The 15130-nt window shown below is 69.5% G+C and carries 16 protein-coding genes; 10 read left to right on the forward strand and 6 right to left on the reverse strand.

The features are described 5' to 3' along the window. Window positions 1-44: 44 nt before the first annotated feature. On the reverse strand, window positions 45-1352 hold the full coding sequence (pepQ, locus tag ACZ5LB_RS04600) for a Xaa-Pro dipeptidase (protein ID WP_464604944.1): 1308 nt from the start codon (window positions 1350-1352) through the stop codon (window positions 45-47). A gap of 122 nt (window positions 1353-1474) precedes the next feature. Here pepQ and ACZ5LB_RS04605 point away from each other — a divergent pair, with 122 nt between their 5' ends. Further along, window positions 1475-1846 (forward strand): hypothetical protein, encoded by a 372-nt coding sequence (locus tag ACZ5LB_RS04605; RefSeq protein WP_464604945.1) that lies wholly within the window; start codon window positions 1475-1477, stop codon window positions 1844-1846. On the opposite strand, the gene ACZ5LB_RS04610 is transcribed toward ACZ5LB_RS04605, so the two are convergent. Continuing rightward, window positions 1843-2655 (reverse strand): menaquinone biosynthetic enzyme MqnA/MqnD family protein, encoded by an 813-nt coding sequence (locus tag ACZ5LB_RS04610; protein ID WP_464604946.1) that lies wholly within the window; start codon window positions 2653-2655, stop codon window positions 1843-1845. The genes ACZ5LB_RS04605 and ACZ5LB_RS04610 overlap by 4 nt on opposite strands. 26 nt (window positions 2656-2681) lie before the next feature. Here ACZ5LB_RS04610 and ACZ5LB_RS04615 point away from each other — a divergent pair, with 26 nt between their 5' ends. Then, on the forward strand, window positions 2682-3932 hold the full coding sequence (locus ACZ5LB_RS04615) for a helix-turn-helix domain-containing protein (protein WP_464604947.1): 1251 nt from the start codon (window positions 2682-2684) through the stop codon (window positions 3930-3932). After that, window positions 3929-4432, forward strand: a complete 504-nt coding sequence (locus ACZ5LB_RS04620) for a methylated-DNA--[protein]-cysteine S-methyltransferase (protein WP_464604948.1) — start codon at window positions 3929-3931, stop codon at window positions 4430-4432. Before ACZ5LB_RS04615 ends, ACZ5LB_RS04620 begins: the two co-directional genes overlap by 4 nt. Window positions 4433-4439: 7 nt before the next feature. Here ACZ5LB_RS04620 and ACZ5LB_RS04625 read toward each other — a convergent pair whose 3' ends face one another. Further along, the gene (locus ACZ5LB_RS04625) at window positions 4440-5621 is read right to left on the reverse strand and encodes a class I SAM-dependent RNA methyltransferase (RefSeq protein ID WP_464604949.1); all 1182 of its coding nucleotides are present in this window, start codon (window positions 5619-5621) and stop codon (window positions 4440-4442) included. A gap of 82 nt (window positions 5622-5703) precedes the next feature. On the opposite strand from ACZ5LB_RS04625, the gene ACZ5LB_RS04630 reads away from it, so the two are divergent. Continuing rightward, window positions 5704-7377: an HD domain-containing phosphohydrolase gene (locus ACZ5LB_RS04630; RefSeq protein WP_464604950.1), complete on the forward strand. Its 1674-nt coding sequence runs from the start codon at window positions 5704-5706 to the stop codon at window positions 7375-7377. A 51-nt stretch (window positions 7378-7428) separates the two neighbouring features. Here ACZ5LB_RS04630 and ACZ5LB_RS04635 read toward each other — a convergent pair whose 3' ends face one another. After that, the gene (locus ACZ5LB_RS04635) at window positions 7429-7701 is read right to left on the reverse strand and encodes a BrnA antitoxin family protein (RefSeq protein ID WP_464604951.1); all 273 of its coding nucleotides are present in this window, start codon (window positions 7699-7701) and stop codon (window positions 7429-7431) included. Between the two features lie 486 nt (window positions 7702-8187). Between ACZ5LB_RS04635 and fabZ the strand changes: the two genes are divergently transcribed. The 6 genes from fabZ (at window position 8188) to ACZ5LB_RS04665 (ending at window position 13359) form a co-directional block, all read left to right on the forward strand. Then, window positions 8188-8667: a 3-hydroxyacyl-ACP dehydratase FabZ gene (gene fabZ, locus ACZ5LB_RS04640; RefSeq protein ID WP_464604952.1), complete on the forward strand. Its 480-nt coding sequence runs from the start codon at window positions 8188-8190 to the stop codon at window positions 8665-8667. Continuing rightward, window positions 8664-9449: an acyl-ACP--UDP-N-acetylglucosamine O-acyltransferase gene (gene lpxA / locus ACZ5LB_RS04645; protein WP_464604953.1), complete on the forward strand. Its 786-nt coding sequence runs from the start codon at window positions 8664-8666 to the stop codon at window positions 9447-9449. Before fabZ ends, lpxA begins: the two co-directional genes overlap by 4 nt. Beyond that, window positions 9442-10356 carry a GTPase Era gene (gene era / locus ACZ5LB_RS04650; protein WP_464604954.1) on the forward strand — a complete coding sequence of 305 codons (915 nt, stop codon included), beginning with the start codon at window positions 9442-9444 and terminating at the stop codon, window positions 10354-10356. Before lpxA ends, era begins: the two co-directional genes overlap by 8 nt. Window positions 10357-10453: 97 nt before the next feature. Next, a complete protein-coding gene (locus ACZ5LB_RS04655) occupies window positions 10454-12451 on the forward strand; it encodes a M13 family metallopeptidase (RefSeq protein ID WP_464604955.1) in 1998 nt (665 codons plus the stop codon). A gap of 9 nt (window positions 12452-12460) precedes the next feature. Beyond that, window positions 12461-12784: a carboxymuconolactone decarboxylase family protein gene (locus ACZ5LB_RS04660; RefSeq protein ID WP_464604956.1), complete on the forward strand. Its 324-nt coding sequence runs from the start codon at window positions 12461-12463 to the stop codon at window positions 12782-12784. After that, window positions 12781-13359, forward strand: a complete 579-nt coding sequence (locus ACZ5LB_RS04665; RefSeq protein WP_464604957.1) for an NTP transferase domain-containing protein — start codon at window positions 12781-12783, stop codon at window positions 13357-13359. The genes ACZ5LB_RS04660 and ACZ5LB_RS04665 overlap by 4 nt, the downstream gene beginning before the upstream one ends. Here the strand turns inward: ACZ5LB_RS04665 and ACZ5LB_RS04670 are convergent. Together ACZ5LB_RS04670 and ACZ5LB_RS04675 are read right to left on the reverse strand one after the other, a co-directional pair. Then, on the reverse strand, window positions 13350-14387 hold the full coding sequence (locus tag ACZ5LB_RS04670; protein WP_464604958.1) for a hypothetical protein: 1038 nt from the start codon (window positions 14385-14387) through the stop codon (window positions 13350-13352). The two genes, ACZ5LB_RS04665 and ACZ5LB_RS04670, sit on opposite strands and share 10 nt — an antisense overlap. A gap of 119 nt (window positions 14388-14506) precedes the next feature. Beyond that, entirely contained in the window at window positions 14507-15061 is a 555-nt protein-coding gene (locus ACZ5LB_RS04675) for a hypothetical protein (protein WP_464604959.1), read from the reverse strand. Window positions 15062-15130 lie beyond the last annotated feature (69 nt).

Genomic DNA, 15130 nt, shown 5'->3' on the forward strand with positions numbered 1-15130 from the left:
CCGGATTGCCCAGGCAATCCGGCGCTTCGGCGTTGGTTCTGAGCCTAGTTGGGCAGGTGGGGGCGGGTGAGGTTGCGCCCGCCGGTGGCGGTGACCAGCATGTCGTCCTCGATGCGGATGCCGCCGTTGGGGGCCAGCGCGTCGATGAGGTTCCAGTCGAAGCGGGCCTTGTGCTCGTTTTCCCGGAAGGGGCGCAGCAGCATGGGGATGAAGTACAGGCCGGGTTCGATGGTGATGACGTGACCGGTCTCGAGGGTGCGCGTGGTGCGGAGGTTGGGGTGGCCCGGGGGGGGCGGGGCGATGCTGCCGTCGGGGCCCGCGAGCTTGCCGGCCACGTCATGCACCTGGATGCCCAGGTGGTGGCCCAGGCCGTGGGGGTAGAAGGGACGCGTGAGGCCCAGGGCCACGGCCTCCTCGGGCTCGGCGAAAAGCAGCCCGTGCTCTTTCAGGAGCCCGGCCAGCTTGAGGTGCGAGAAATGGTGCAGGTCGCCGAAGGGCAGGCCGGGGCGCACCGCGGCGCAGATCTCGAGCATGTTCTTCTCCATGCCGTCCACCAGGGCCTTGAAGCGCGGGTCGCAGGAGGGGGCGGGCGTGGTGCGCGTGATGTCCGAGGCGTAGCCCAGGTGGCGCGCGCCGCAATCCAGCAGGAGGGTGTCGCCGCCGCGGAAGGAGCGCTTGTTCTCGTAGTGGAGGGTGGCGCCCTTCTCGTTCTGGGCCACGATGGAGGCGAAGGCCAGTTCGAATTCCAGGCAGCCCACGGCCTCCATGAAGGCATAGTGGATCTCCAGCTCGGAGGCGCCGGCCAGGAAGGCCTTGCGGCCCGCGGCGTGTCCCTTGGCGGCGGTGACGGTGGCCTCCTCGATGCAGTGGACCTCGTAGGGGGTCTTGTAGCTGCGGCCCCAATCCAGGAAGGCGGTGAGGGAGGCGGGGTTCACGTCCAGGCCCGCGAGGGCCGCGCGGTCGGTCTCGTTGCCGATGTAGGCGGCCCGCCGGGGATGGCCCACGTGCTCCCACACCGCGTCGAGGCTGGGGGCCTCCACCAGGTCGAAGCCCTCCGCCCAGAAGGGCGTGCCCAGGGGCAGCTGCTCGTACCAGAAGTCCTCGGGGGCGTAGCGCACCAGCATGGGCCGGGCGCCGGGCTTGAGGACGAGCACGTGGTGGGGGCCGTTGAGGGGGCAGTAGTGGCGGAAATGGGGGACCGTGTTGAAGGGGGCGTCCTGGTCGTCGGAGAAGTAGGTGAAGGGCTGTCCGCTGGAGATCACCAGCGCGTCGAAACCGGTGGCCGCCAGGGCCTTCTCGGCGTAGGCCGTGCGGGTGGCGAGGTGATCGAGGAAGAGACCTTTGAGGGGCATGCTTACTCCATGATGGCGGTGGGCCTACGGCGATTATGGACCAGAAGCCTTGCCCTGGAACGGCGTTTGCATTCCGGAACCGTGGGGGGCAAAACATGTCCAGTGTCAACTCTATCAATAACTTGGCTTACCTCGAAAAGCTCCGGGCCTCCCAGGCCGGGGGAGGCACCCCTGAAGCCGGAACGGCAAACAATGCCTTCGCTGAGCTGTTCCAGTCGATCCTGGACGCCTCCGCCCCGGCACAATCGACCGCGGCGAACCCTGCGACGGCCTCGGGCGGGGATGCCCTGGCCCCGGCCCTGGCCGGTGGGAACCTGTCGGCCGCCCAGCTGGCCTTCGAGTCCCTGCGGCCTGACGCCGCCCGGAAGGCCCATCCCCACCTCCAGGCCGACGAGGCCGCCGTGGCCCGGACCGCCATCCCCGCCGACGCCGCCGTCCCCGCCGTGGCCCCCGCCACCCCCTCCGACCTGCTGAACCTGCTGCAGGGATCCTAGAGAAAAGCCAGGGGGCGGTTCTCCGGCGCGAAGCCGTTGGACACGGCCTTCTCGAAGAACATCGCCAAACTGTCCCGCTCGGCTTCGCCCAGGCTGTAGGAGATGTTCTGGGTGAGGTACTCCCGCAATTCCGGCTTGGTCCAGCCGATGGTGCGCCAGGCCTCGTCCACGATGGCGGCCAGGTTGTCCCGGCCCATCTCGAGGCTCCTGTGGAAGAAGGGGCCCACGCCCCCGGGGACATCCAGGGCCGGGGCGTCCTCCCGCACCTGCCACAGCGCGAACACGAAGGGCAGGCCCGTCCACGCGTGCCATTCCTCGGCCAGGTCCAGCACGTAGAGGCCCTCGCGCCGGGTGCGCATGGCCACGTCGCCGATGAGCAGCGCGGCGTCGCACTGGGCGAGCATCGCGCCCTGGTCGGGGGCCATGTCCACGGCCCGCGCGTCCACGCCGAACCGCTCCCGCAGGAGGATCTGGGCCAGCACCACCGAGGTGCGGCTGGAGGTATCCAGGGCGAGGGTGCGAATCTGTTCGGGCGGGACCTTGGAGAGGATCACCACCGAGCCCACGCGCTTGGGGGAGGCGATGCACAACCCCGGTACGATCTTCAATTTGGGGATACGAAGGTACTCAATTGAACTGATGAGACCTGCATCCACTTCGCCCGATTTCAGCTGGTTGGCGCACAGGGAAGGCACGTGGAACTTCAGGTGGAAGTGCTCGTAGCCCAGGCCGTGCTTGAATCCATAATTCAAGGGCGCCGCGTTGAGGTAGTCGATGATCGAGATGCGGAAGGGATTTGTGCTTGCCATTTTTTCATTTTATCTAGACTTGGGGGATGGAACAGCCCACGGGAAAAATCGGCCAGGAGAATCCGGACCGCGCGCTTCTGGAAAAGCTTCTTTCCAGGGTGCGCGCGAGCCCGGGGGAATATCGCACCGTCGCCGCCATGGCCGCCTCGGCGGGCGTGGGCCTGGGCCGGCTGGAGGAGCTCTTCCGGCTCCACGTGCACCGGTCGCCCGAGGTCTTCCTGGACCAGGCGCGGGTGGCCCACGCCTGCAGCCGCCTGCTGAACCACTTCGGCCCCACGCTCCAGGCGGGGGAGAGCTGCGGGTTCGCCAGTCCCGCGGCCTTCCAGGCCAGCTTCCACCGCCTCACGGGGATGACCCCGGGGCGGTACCAGGACCTGGGCCGCGAGGGGGCCTCCTTCACCGTGGACCTGCCCGAGGGCTACCGGCAGGAGGACGTCCTCGCCTACCATGGGCGTGATCCCCTCAGCCTCTCCGAGCGCGTGGAGGGCGCGACCCTCTTCAAGGCCCTGCGGGTCGAGGACACCGACGCGCTCCTGGAACTGGCGTTCCGGGGCAGGGCGGTGAAGGTGCGGGTGCGCCCCCCGGAAAAGGCCGACCCGATCTTCATGGGCAAGGTGCACCACCGCGTGGTGCGCATGCTGGGGCTGGGCACGGACCCCGCCCCCTTCGAAGGGAGCACGTCGGCCGATCCGGTCTTCCGGGCCCTGGTGGAGACCCGGCGGGGCCTGCGCATCCCGCTCACGGCGGATGTGTGGGAATCCCTGGTGTGGGCCATCCTGGGCCAGCAGGTGAACCTCGCCTTCGCCTACACCCTGCGCCGGCGCCTGACGGACCTGAGCGGCGGCGCGGTGTCCGGGGGCCTGAAGGCCCATCCCACGGCGGGGGCCGTGGCGGCCCTGGACCCCGCGGACCTGGCCCCCCTGCAGTTCAGCCGAAGCAAGGCGGAGTACCTGGTGGAAGCCGCCCGGGCCGTGGCCGCGGGCGAACTCCCGGTGGAGGCCCTGCCCGCGGGGGCCGCCACCACCGCCGAGGCCAGGCTCTCCGCGCGCCGGGGCATCGGACCCTGGACCACCCACTACGTGATGATGCGGGGCTGCGGCTTCGGGGACTGCGTGCCCCTGGGCGACGCCGGCCTCACGGCGGCCCTGCAGCGCCACTACGGCCTGGATCACCGCCCCGACGCGAAGGAGACCGCGCGGCTCATGGCGCCCTTCGCCCCCCACCGCAGCCTGGCAACCTTCCACTTCTGGGCGAGCCTCAAGGGCGTGCCCGCGTGAGGATCTGGGCCAGCCCCCTGGGCCCCCTGGCCCTGGCCGTCGACGCCCGGGGCGGGCTCGTCTACCTGGGCTTCGCGGACCACGAGCCCCGCCGGCGGCTGCTGGACCCGGTGGCCGCGGCGGGGGACCCCGCCTGCGGCCCCGGGGCCTACGCCCGCATCGAGCGCCAGTTGGACGCCTATTTCCGCGGGGCCCGCACCCCCTTCGACCTGCCCCTGTCCCCCCGGGGCACGCCCTTCCAGCTGCGGGTGTGGGAGGAGCTGCGGCGCATCCCCTGGGGCAGGACCCTCACCTACGGGGAGCTGGCCAGGCGCCTGGGGGATCCGCGCCTCGCCCGCGCCGTGGGCGCGGCGAACGGCGCCAATCCCATTTCCATCGTCATCCCCTGCCACCGCCTCGTGGGCGCCGGAGGGGACCTCACGGGCTACGCCGGCGGCCTGGACCGCAAGCGCGCCCTCCTGGCGCTCGAGGCCGCCCAGGCGCCAGGGGTGAAGGCCTGATCCGTCTTCAGGCCCGCTGGAACCACCCCACGCACTCCACGTGGCTGGTCAGGGGGAACAGGTCCGCCACGGCCAGGCCCGCCAGCTTCCAGGTCGGCTCCAGGCGCTTGACGTCCCGGCAGAAGGCGGCCCCGTCGCACCCCACCAGCAGCAGGTCCCGGGCGCCTGCGGCCTGCAGCTTCTCGCACAGTTCGGGCGCGAGGCCCGTGCGGGGCGGGTCCAGCAGGATCAGGTCCCCGGGCTTGCCCAGGCCCTCGGCCACCCATTCCGCGGCATCGGCCTGGACGCACTGGGTTCCGGGGAGGTTCCGCGCGGCCCAGGCCACGGCCGGGGCGTCGAATTCCACCAGGACGCTGCGGGCCCCGGCCCCGAGGAGCGCCGTGAAGAACCCCACCCCCCCGTAGAGGTCGTAGAGCGTGCCGGTGGGCAACTCCCAGCCTTCCAGGATCTCGCCGAAGGCCCGCCAGGCCCAGGGCGGACACACCTGGAAGAACCCTCCGGGACGGTGGGAGAGCCGGACCTCGCCGAAGCGGTGCTGGATGCCGCCGGCGTGGGGCTTCCAGCCGTCGGGCTCCAGGATCCACGTGCGGCCCTGCTCGTCGGTGGCGTACACGTCGCCCGCGGGCGTGCCGGTGGCCAGTTCCCACCGCTGGGGCCGGGTGGGCAGCATGCGCCCCTCCAGGGCGTCCAGGAACCGGGGAATGGCCTGGGACAGGGCGGAGGCGGCCGCGGGGCAGGCCGAGACCGGCACGAGGGCGTGGCTGTTGCGGCGATGGTAGCCCAGCTCGCGCCCTGTCCAGTGGAGCTGGATGCGGTGCCGGCGCGCGTCGGCCGGGGCCTCCAGCCAGCGCCAGTCCGGGGCCCCGGGCAGCGCGCGGCCCAGGAGGTCCTCCACCATGGAGCGCTTCAGGGCCGAGGTCTCGCGCCCGGCCTCCCACAGGTCACAGCCGCCGCAGGTGGCGGCCACCGGGCAGCCGGCCTGGGCCCTGCGGGGATCCCGGCGTATCCACCGGGTGACCTCCCCTTCGCCGTGGCGGGGCTTCCAGCGCACGTCGGCCTCCACCTGCTCCCCGGGGAACAGGGCCAGGGCCGCCGAAAGCAGGACGACCCGGCCGTCCTCGGCCCGGGCCACGCCCTTGCCGCCCCAGGCCAGCCGCTCGACGGTGAGGATCGATTTCACTGCGGGCACGGCCGGCTTCCGGTACACTTCAGCCTGACCTTTTGCCTTCATTGGTGGTTGTACATTGCGTCTCACGGTCGCCATCCCTCCCATGCACCGTAGCAGCCTCGAGGCGTCCCTGGGCCGAGAGGTTCGAAAAGTGCTGGAATGGACCGAAGGGGGACCCTCGGACGTGGTCCTGGGGATGGAAGGGGAGGGGCTCCTGGCCCATTGCGATGTCTGGCCCGGGGACGACGCCGCTGCGGCCCTGGTGAAGGTGGGCTACGAGCGGCTCCTGGACCGCAGGAACATGGAACGGCTCCACGAGGTGGGCAAGGCCCTGGCCTCCGAGCAGGACCTGGACCGGCTCCTGGACCAGATCCTCACCCACGGCCGCAACCTGCTCCAGGCCGAGGCGGGGTCCATCTACCTGGTGGTCCAGGAACACGAGCTGCTGTTCGCCCACACCCAGAACGCGGCGGTGAACCTGCCGTACACGCGCTTCCAGATGCCCATCACCGGCCAGTCCATGGCCGGTTTCGCGGCGCTCACCGGCGAGACCCTGAACCTGGAGGACGTGTACCGGGTCCCCCCCGAGGCACCCTACCGCTTCAACGAAAGCTACGACAAACAGGCCGGTTACCATTCAACCTCCATGCTGGTGGTGCCCATCCGGGACACCCGGGGCGAGATCCTCGGGGTGCTCCAGTTCATCAACCGCCTTTCCGAAGAGGGCACCGTCCCCTTCCGCCCGGGGGACGTGCACCTGGCCCAGAGCCTGGCGGGGCAGGCGGGGGTGGCCATCAAGAACGCCAATCTGCGCAAGGATATCGAGATCCTCTTCGAACGGTTCGTGGACGCGTCGGTCAAGGCCATCGAGCAGCGCGACCCGGTCACCCGGGGCCATTCCGGGCGCGTGGCCTCCCTCACCGAGGGCCTGGCCCAGGCCGTGAACCTCACGCACCAGGGCCCCTTCGGGGGCGTGTTCTTCAGCGACTCCCAGCTGCGGGAGATCCGGTACGCCAGCCTCCTGCACGACTTCGGCAAGGTGGGCGTGCGCGAGTCGGTGCTGGTGAAGTCCAAGAAGCTGGGCCCCAACCGCCTGGAGATCCTCCTCCAGCGGCTGCGGCAGCGCCAGCAGGAGGAGATGCTGGCCCTCCTGCGCGCCGACTGGGAATCGGGCCGGCCCTTCGAACCCGGCCACTGGACCACCCTCCAGGCCCGCCACCAGGCCGAGGCCGACGCCCTCATCTCCCTGCTCATCCGCAGCAACGAGCCCACCGTCCTGGCCCAGGACACCCAGGACGGCCTGGGCCGCCTGGAAAACCTCCTCTTCACCAGCTGGGACGGGGCCACCGCCGCGGTCCTGGAGCCCGCCGACCTGGACTGCCTGAGCATCCGCCGGGGCAGCCTCTCGGACGCCGAGCGCCTGGAGATCGAGAGCCACGTCACCCACACCTACGAGTTCCTCCAGAAGATCCCCTGGACCGCGGACCTGGCCATGGTCCCCGCCATCGCCTACGCCCACCACGAGCGCCTGGACGGCCGGGGCTACCCCCGCCGGCTCACGGCCCCCGAGATTCCCCTGCAGAGCAAGGCCATGGCCATCTCCGACATCTTCGACGCCCTCACCGCCCAGGACCGTCCCTACAAGTCCGCGGTGCCCCTGGAGCGAAGCCTGGACATCCTGCGCCAGGATGCCAACGAGGGCCACGTGGACGGCGACCTGCTGGACCTCTTCATCGAGGCGAGGGTCTATGAAAGGACCGTGCCTGGCAGGGCCTGAGGCTACGTCGAAGTCGACCGGCCTCGGCCTGGATGTCAGGCGCCGGAATTCCTAGGCCGGGCGATGCGTCTTAAGCCATTCCTTCAGGGCAGAATCGATGCGTGTCTGCCAGCCCTCCCCGAAAGCCTTGAATCCGTCCAGAACCTCGCGGGAAAGGCGAATGGAGATCTGTTCCTTGGTCGGAGCTTTCTGGGGCCCGCGGGTTCGGAGTTTCGCCTGGAGAGAACCCGGCAGTTGGTCGAACCGAAGCGCATCCTTCAAATCCGAGGACTTGATTTCACGTACCTCCCCGGAATCATCGGTCATGGGTTTGCGCTTGATCATAGGCAATGTTTCGAGCGTTCCTGGAGGGGTCGAAGGAGATCTCCACGTTCTAATTGTATATACGGAATGTTGAGAGGCAAGCCTTGGGTTCCCGGAAATCCTGCAAACTGGATTCGGCCATCCCGACTTTGAAAGCCTGAAGTTTTTCCTCTGCGACCCTCCGCGAGTCCTCAGCGCCTCCGCGTTCAAGTGGTTCTCGAGATGGGTCGGCGCATTGCGTCAGTGGACGGTCGCGCCGGCACACACCAGCAGCCAATTGGACGCGGCGCTGAGATCACGCAGAGGTACTCGGAGAACTGCCTTTTGGATTTCTCCCGCCCATACACCGGGACCATGCGATGCCGGCCTTCCAGCCTCAGTCGCTTTCGGGGGAACCACCCCAGGACGCGGCGCACTGCTGGGCCCGGGGTTTCATCGCGCCCCATGGCCCAACTTTGGGTTCGGGTCCCCAGGCAGGCTATGCCAAAATGGACCCTTGGAGTCCTCATGCCCGAAAACCCCGAACGCACGCCCAGATCCTTCGACGTACTCGCCATCCAGGACCTGCTTCCCCACCGGTACCCCATCCTCCTGGTGGACCGGATCCTGGACTACGAGCCCGGCGAGTGGATCCGCGGCGTCAAGAACGTCACCATCGGCGAGCAGATCTTCCTGGGGCACTTCCCCAAGAACCCCGTCTTCCCCGGCGTCCTTATCGTGGAGGCCATGGCCCAGACCGGCGGCTGCCTCGTGCTCCAGACCCTTCCGGATCGTCATGACAAGCTCATTTATTTCATGGCCATCGACAACGTGAAGTTCCGCAAGCCCGTGGTCCCCGGCGACCAGCTCGTCATGGAGGTCAAGGTGCTGACCAACCGCGGCAAGGTGGCCAAGCTCCGCGGCGAGGCCTTCGTCGACGGCCAGAAGGTGGCCGAGGCCGAATTCATGTCCATGCTGGTAGATGCCCCGAAAAGTGAGGCCAAATGAGCGCACAGATCCACCCCCTCTCCGTCGTCAGCCCTGATGCCGTCCTCGGGGACGGCGTCGTCGTCGGGCCGTTCTGCGTGGTGGAGGGCGGCTCCCGCATCGGCGCCCGCACCGTCCTGCGCAGCCACGTGGTGATCGGTCCCTTCACGGAGATCGGCGAGGACAACGACATCTACCCCCACTGCACCCTCGGCATGGGCCCCCAGGACCTGAAGTTCAAGGGCGCTCCCACCCGCCTGAAGGTGGGCGACCGCAACGTCTTCCGGGAGAGCTGCACGCTGCACCGCGGCACCGAGGGCGGCGGCGGGCTCACCACCGTGGGCGACGGCAACTTCATGATGACCGGCTCCCACGTGGCCCACGACTGCCACGTGGGCTCCAACTGCATCTTCGCCAACAGCGCCACCCTGGCCGGGCACGTGGAGGTGGGCGACTTCAGCAACATCGGCGCCTTCTCCGCCGTGCACCAGTTCTGCCGGGTGGGCCCCCACGCCTTCATGGGCGGGTTCACCGTGGCCACCATGGACGTGCTGCCCTACATGAAGACCGCCGGCGCCCGGGATACCAAGAGCTACGGCGTCAACACCATCGGCCTGCGGCGCAAGGGCTTCCCCGACGCCGTCGTGGAGGCCCTGGTCAAGGCCCACCGCATCCTCTTCCACTCGGGTCTGCTCCGGGAGGAGGCCCTGGCCAAGGTGGAACAGGAATTCAAGGGCATCGCCGAGGTGGAGGTGCTCACGCGCTTCATCCGCGAAAGCAAGCGGGGCATCCATCGTGGTTGACGCCCCCCGTTCGGCCACCGTGGCCCTGGTGGGGCTGCCCAACTCCGGCAAGTCGACCCTGCTCAACACCCTCGTCGGCGAGAAGCTGGCGGCCGTGAGCCAGATGCCCCAGACCACCCGGGGCCGGATCACCGGCATCGTCAACCGCGGCAACGCCCAGCTCGCCTTCCTGGACACCCCCGGGGTGCACCTGGCCCGGCACGCCCTCAACCAGCGCATGCTCCACTACGTGGACATGGCCCTGGACGAGGCGGACCTGCTGCTGTGGGTGGTGGACGCCAGCGGCTTCCTGGGCCCCGGCGAACGGGAGCTGGCCAACCGCCTCAAGGGCGCCCGCCAGCCGGTGTACCTCGTGCTCAACAAGCTGGACCTGGTCTCCAAGGGAACCCTCCTGGCGAAGATCGCCGAGTACAAGGACCTCCTGGAATTCAAGGAGATCATCCCCGTGGGCGCCAAGCTGGCCCAGAACCTCGACCCCCTGTGGGCCGTCCTGGAACGGGACGCCCTGGACCACGCGTGGACGTACGGCGACGAGACCTTCACCGACCAGACCGAGCGCACCATGGCCGCGGAGTTCATCCGCGAGAAGATCCTGCGCAAGACCCGCGAGGAGGTGCCCCACGGCGTCGCCGTCTCCATCCAGGCCTGGATCGAGGCCGGCGAGGCGGACTACCCCGAGGACGCCCCCGGGGACGGCACCTACATCGAGGCCCAGATCCTCGTGGAGCGCGCCGGCCACCGCAAGATCCTCCTGGGCTCGGGCGGCGAGATGATCAAGGACATCCGCCAGAGCGCGCAGCGCGAGCTGAAGAAGCTCCTCCAGCGCCCCGTGCGGCTGGCCCTGCACATCAAGGTGGCCGAAGGCTGGCGGGACCGCCCGGACCAGTTGGACAAGCTGAACCTGTAGGCGGGATTTCATCACATCCGGCCCGGACCGGCGGTTCCGCCGGCCCGGGCCGGTAGAATGGGACGCAACCCTTTCCCCGTCCATCGCAGGAGCATGCATGCGTCCATCCGTCAGAGCCGCCCTCGGGCTCGTCCTCATTGCCGGGTCCCTCGGCGCGGCCACGCCGGGCGTCGACCCCGCCCTCATGGACCGAACCGTCGCCCCCACCCGCGACTTCTACCGCTTTGCCAACGGCGCCTTCGACGCGCAGCCCATCCCCCCCGAGCGCTCCTCCAGCGGTGTGAACCTGGAAATCGACAACCGGAACCGGGCCATCCTCAAGGAGATCGCCGAAACCTGCGCCCGGGAGGCCGCGGCCGAGGGCACCCCCGCCCAGCGCATCCGCGACTTCTACCTGAGCGGCATGGACCAGGCGGCCGTGGACAAGGCCGGCGCGGAGCCGCTGGCCCCCATGCTCAAGGCCATCGCCGCCGCCCGCACCCCCGCGGACCTGGCCGTCCTCATGGGCCGCCTGAGCCGCATGGGCGTCACCGCGGGCTTCGCCTTCGGCGTGGAGCAGGACCCCAAGTCCAGCCGCACCCACCTGCCCGCGGTGTCCCAGGGCGGCCTCGGGCTGCCCGAGCGGGAATTCTACTTCCGCCAGGACGCCACCACCCGGGATCAGCGGGCCGCCTACGTCAAGCACATCGCCCGCATGTTCCAGCTCGCCGGCGTGCGGCCCGGCCCCGCGGCCCGGGTGCTGGCCCTGGAGACCCGCCTGGCCCGGGTGAGCCGCAAGCTGGTGGACCTGCGCGACCCCGAAGCCAACTACCACAAGCTGGACCGCCCGGCCGTAGCCGCCGCGGCCCCCGGCTTCCCCTGGGCCGCCTGGTACCGGGCCGTGGAACTGCCCGCCACCGAGGCGTACCTGGACCTGGGCCAGCCCGAGTACCTGCGGGGCCTGGGACGCCTCCTGAACCAGGCTCCCCTGGCCGACTGGAAGGCCTACCTCACCTACCGGCTCCTCAGCACCCTGGCCCCCTACCTGGGTTCCGGGCTGGAGGCCGAGGACTTCGCGTTCTACGGGAAGAAGCTCACCGGTTCCCAGGAGATGCGCCCCCGGTGGGAGCGCGTCCTGGGGGTGGTGGACGCGGGCATCGGCGAGGACCTGGGCCAGTTGTACGTGCAGCGCGCCTTCTCCCCCCAGGCCAAGGCCAAGGTGCAGGAGATGGTCAAGTTCCACGTGGAGGCCCTGCGGGCCAGCGTCCGGCGGGCCACCTGGATGGGCGAGGCCACCAAGCAGCAGGCCCTGAAGAAGCTGGATTCGCTGAACGCCAAGGTCGGCTTTCCCGACACCTGGCGGGACTACCGCTCCATGGGGCTCAAGCCCCAGCCGTACGTCCTGAACGTCCTGGCCGCCCGGGCCTTCGAGGCCCGGCGCGCCCTGGCCAAGCTGGGCCGGCCCGTGGATCCGGGCGATTGGGAGATGAGCCCCCAGACCAACAACGCGTACTACAACCCCTCCCTCAACGAGATCGTGCTGCCCGCCGGCATTCTCCAGCCCCCCTTCTTCGACGAGCGGGCCGATGACGCCAGCAACTACGGCGAACTGGCCTCCACCATCGGCCACGAACTGCTCCACGGCTTCGACGACCAGGGCAGCCAGTTCGACGCCGAGGGCAACATGCGGAACTGGTGGACCCCCGAGGACCGCAAGGCCTACGAGGCCCAGACCGAGGCCGTGGTGCGGCAGTACGAAGCCTACGAGCCCTTCCCGGGCGTCCACGTGCAGGGCCGCCAGACCCTGGGCGAAAACCTGGCCGACATCGGCGGCCTCAAGATCTCGCTGGAAGCCTGGAAGCTGGCCTCCGCCGGGAAGCCCCAGGCCACCGTGGACGGCCTCACGCCCGAACAGCGGTTCTTCGTGGGGTTCGCCCAGAGCTGGCGCACCAACATGCGGCCTGAACTGGAGCGCTACATCCTCCAGTCCGACGTGCATTGCCCGGCCCGGCTGCGGGTGACCGGGTCCGTGGCGGCCCTTCCGGAGTTCCGGGCCGCCTTCCCCGGCGCCCCCGCCGACCGCAAGGCCTCGGACGCCCAGTTCACCCTCTGGTAGGGGGCACGCGTGAAGCGAACTTCTGATTCCACAATGAAATACATGGATTTTGTCCAGCGGTTTCCCGCCCTCGGGGAAGCCTGGGAAACCATGCACCGGGAGGAAGCCCAGGGCCCCCTGGACGCCCGTACCCAGCGCCTGGTGAAGCTGGCCGTGGCCATGGGCGCCTTCCGGGAAGGGGCCGTGCACTCCGCCGTGCGCAAGGCCCTCCGGGCCGGCATCACCCGGGAGGAACTGGAACAGGTGGTGGCCCTGGGGGCCTCCACCCTGGGCATGCCCTCCTCCGTGGCCGTCTACACCTGGGTCCAGGACGTCCTGGACAAGGTCGAGTGAAAGCCGGCCTGCTTCTCCTCACCGGAGGCCGGGGCCGCCGCTTCGGCGGTCCCAAGCATGCCCAGCCCCATCCCCGGGGCGGCACCTGGGGCGGCCACCTGGTGGGCGTCTTCGAGGCGGTTTTCCCCGGCGGCCCTGTGCAGGTGCTGGGCGAGCCCCTCCCGGACCGGCCGGAGCTGATCCCCATGGCCGACCCCGGCCAGGGGCCCGCTGCCGCCCTGGCCCACTGGGCCGGCCGGGAGGTCCAGACCCCCGAACGCTGGTGGGTGGTGGCCTGCGATCAGGTGCGCTGGACCCCCGAGGCCCTTGCCGCCTGGCATGCCAAGGTCCTGGAGGCCGACCCGGCGGCCCAGCATTGGGTCATGGCGCAGGTGGACGATTACGCCCAGTACCTGGGAAGCTTCCTCCCTTCCGGCCTGCTCGGGACCCTGGCCACCCTTCAGACCGCCAGCCTGAGGGAGCTGTCCGGCGCCCTCCCCGCGCTGGCCGTTCCCTGGCCCCACCCCTGCTGGGCCGACGTGGACACGCCCGAGGCCCTGGGCGATTGGCTCCGCCAGGGGCCCCCTCACTTGTGATAGACCACGAATCCGACCCGGCGGGACTTCTCCTCGCCCGGGTCCTCATAGTCGTCCAGTTCGGCGGGGGTGGCGGGGCGGGGGGGCAACTCGTCGTCCTGGATGAACCAGCCGTCCTTCCCGCGCACGACCGCCCAGGCATGGCAGTCCGAGTCCATGCCCAGCGCCGTGGGATGGAGGGTTGCGCGGTCCAGGGGGGTGGCGGTGCCCTGGACCTTGTCCACCGTGAACGTGGGGATCTGCACGGTGGGCGAGAAGGCCACGGACATGCCCGGGGCGGGGACCCGGTTCACGTCCAGGAAGACGGTGTCCGGCACCCGGGTGGGAAAGGTGTGGACGCGGGTGGTGTGGTCCCCTTCGGTCCAACGTTCGGGCACCGTGATGACCTTGGATAGGAAATCGCCCAGGGTGGTCACGGACGCCAGGTCCCGGCCGCCAGGGAAGGCAAGGTTCACCCTGAACGGCACGGAATCGTCAAGCGTGACAGGCGTCGCCGGGTTCGTGGAGGTGGTCCGGACCGTCGCTGCGATGCCGAAGACGTCCGGCTTCCCGAGGACCGAGAGGAGCAGGCTGATGAAGTCGCCCGGATGGCCTCCATAGGCCATCGCCCGTTTGTAGGTGGTGAACGTGCGTTCGTGGTTCTGGAGGGCGTCGAAGAACCCGGCGAGGACGGTCTTTGCCGGCGGCTGCCCGGGGGCATCCGCGGACCGGATGAAATTGATCACCAATCGCAACTGGCGGCGCAGGTTGGCCGTGGGGACGTCGTCCCCGGGCGTGTCGGCCAGGATGGGATCCATGGCCGGGACGCTGGCGAGCAGCTTGAAGGAAGCATTGGTGAAACACGATCCGCCCAGGTTGGGCAGGCCGGGCCAATGACCGACCTTGGCCGCGTCGAAGGGCACCACGCGCGTGTCCGGGGAAGAGGGCAGGGGCTTGGGAGCCTCCTTCTCCTCCTTGCGTTCGGAGGGGGGAGGGAGCGGATTCGCGGCCAGGGGAAGGGCCAGGAAGGTGAGGGCAAGCAGGGACAAAAGGGGCCGGGGCCGGTGCGGAGAGGCGGGGAAGGGTCGCATGAGATATGTATGGTAAATAAATCGCAAAGGTTCCAGCCCTCCCCTGGCCGGATGCCGATGCTAATTTGCCCCCGTCCCTACTTCGCCGCCGCCTCCGGCGCCTTCCCCCGGGTGAAGGTCAGCACGTAGGGTTCCCTCCCCCCCAGGATCTCCGTGGTGTCCACCACGAAGTACACCGTCACCGTCTGCTTGCCCGGATTCTGGTAGGACGCCTCAGGATTCCCGGTGCGGATCAGGTTCTGGAGCATGCCCTGTTCCAGCTGCCCGTTCCGGTTCACGCACTTCACCACGTACCACGCCTCGTGTTCCGAACGCAGCCTTGCGTGGACCTTCTCGCCGGGGGCCGTTTCCACCCGGTAGGCCTGCCAGCCGGCAGGACCGGAAACCTCGTGGGTGATGGCGATGGCTTCCCCCTTGGGGACTTCCACGGCGGGCAGGAAACCGGTGCGCCTGGCGGAACGGCGGATCCTCACATCGATGCTGGAATTGCCGGGTCCCCCGGCCATGTCGCGCAGGCGCTCCGACGGGATGGGACCCGGCACCACTTTCAGGGCCGAGCCCAGCACCTCGACGGCGGGGGTCTCCGCCATCGCCAGTCCCGCCACCAGAATCCCCATGACCCAGGCTCGCATGTCGCACCTCCAGCCCCAAGGATGGTCGCCCCGGTCGCCGGCCGCAAGGAAGGCGGCGCTGGTCTTTGG

The organism is Mesoterricola sp. MK458 (genome assembly GCF_055384935.1).

Coding starts and splice junctions, on each gene's coding strand:
- ACZ5LB_RS04655 (WP_464604955.1), top strand. CDS start 10,454: ATGCGTCCATCCGTCAGAGCCGCCCTCGGGCTCGTCCTCATTGCCGGG.
- pepQ (WP_464604944.1), bottom strand. CDS start 1,352: ATGCCCCTCAAAGGTCTCTTCCTCGATCACCTCGCCACCCGCACGGCC.
- ACZ5LB_RS04635 (WP_464604951.1), bottom strand. CDS start 7,701: ATGATCAAGCGCAAACCCATGACCGATGATTCCGGGGAGGTACGTGAA.
- ACZ5LB_RS04615 (WP_464604947.1), top strand. CDS start 2,682: ATGGAACAGCCCACGGGAAAAATCGGCCAGGAGAATCCGGACCGCGCG.
- fabZ (WP_464604952.1), top strand. CDS start 8,188: ATGCCCGAAAACCCCGAACGCACGCCCAGATCCTTCGACGTACTCGCC.
- ACZ5LB_RS04630 (WP_464604950.1), top strand. CDS start 5,704: ATGCACCGTAGCAGCCTCGAGGCGTCCCTGGGCCGAGAGGTTCGAAAA.
- lpxA (WP_464604953.1), top strand. CDS start 8,664: ATGAGCGCACAGATCCACCCCCTCTCCGTCGTCAGCCCTGATGCCGTC.
- ACZ5LB_RS04610 (WP_464604946.1), bottom strand. CDS start 2,655: ATGGCAAGCACAAATCCCTTCCGCATCTCGATCATCGACTACCTCAAC.
- ACZ5LB_RS04675 (WP_464604959.1), bottom strand. CDS start 15,061: ATGCGAGCCTGGGTCATGGGGATTCTGGTGGCGGGACTGGCGATGGCG.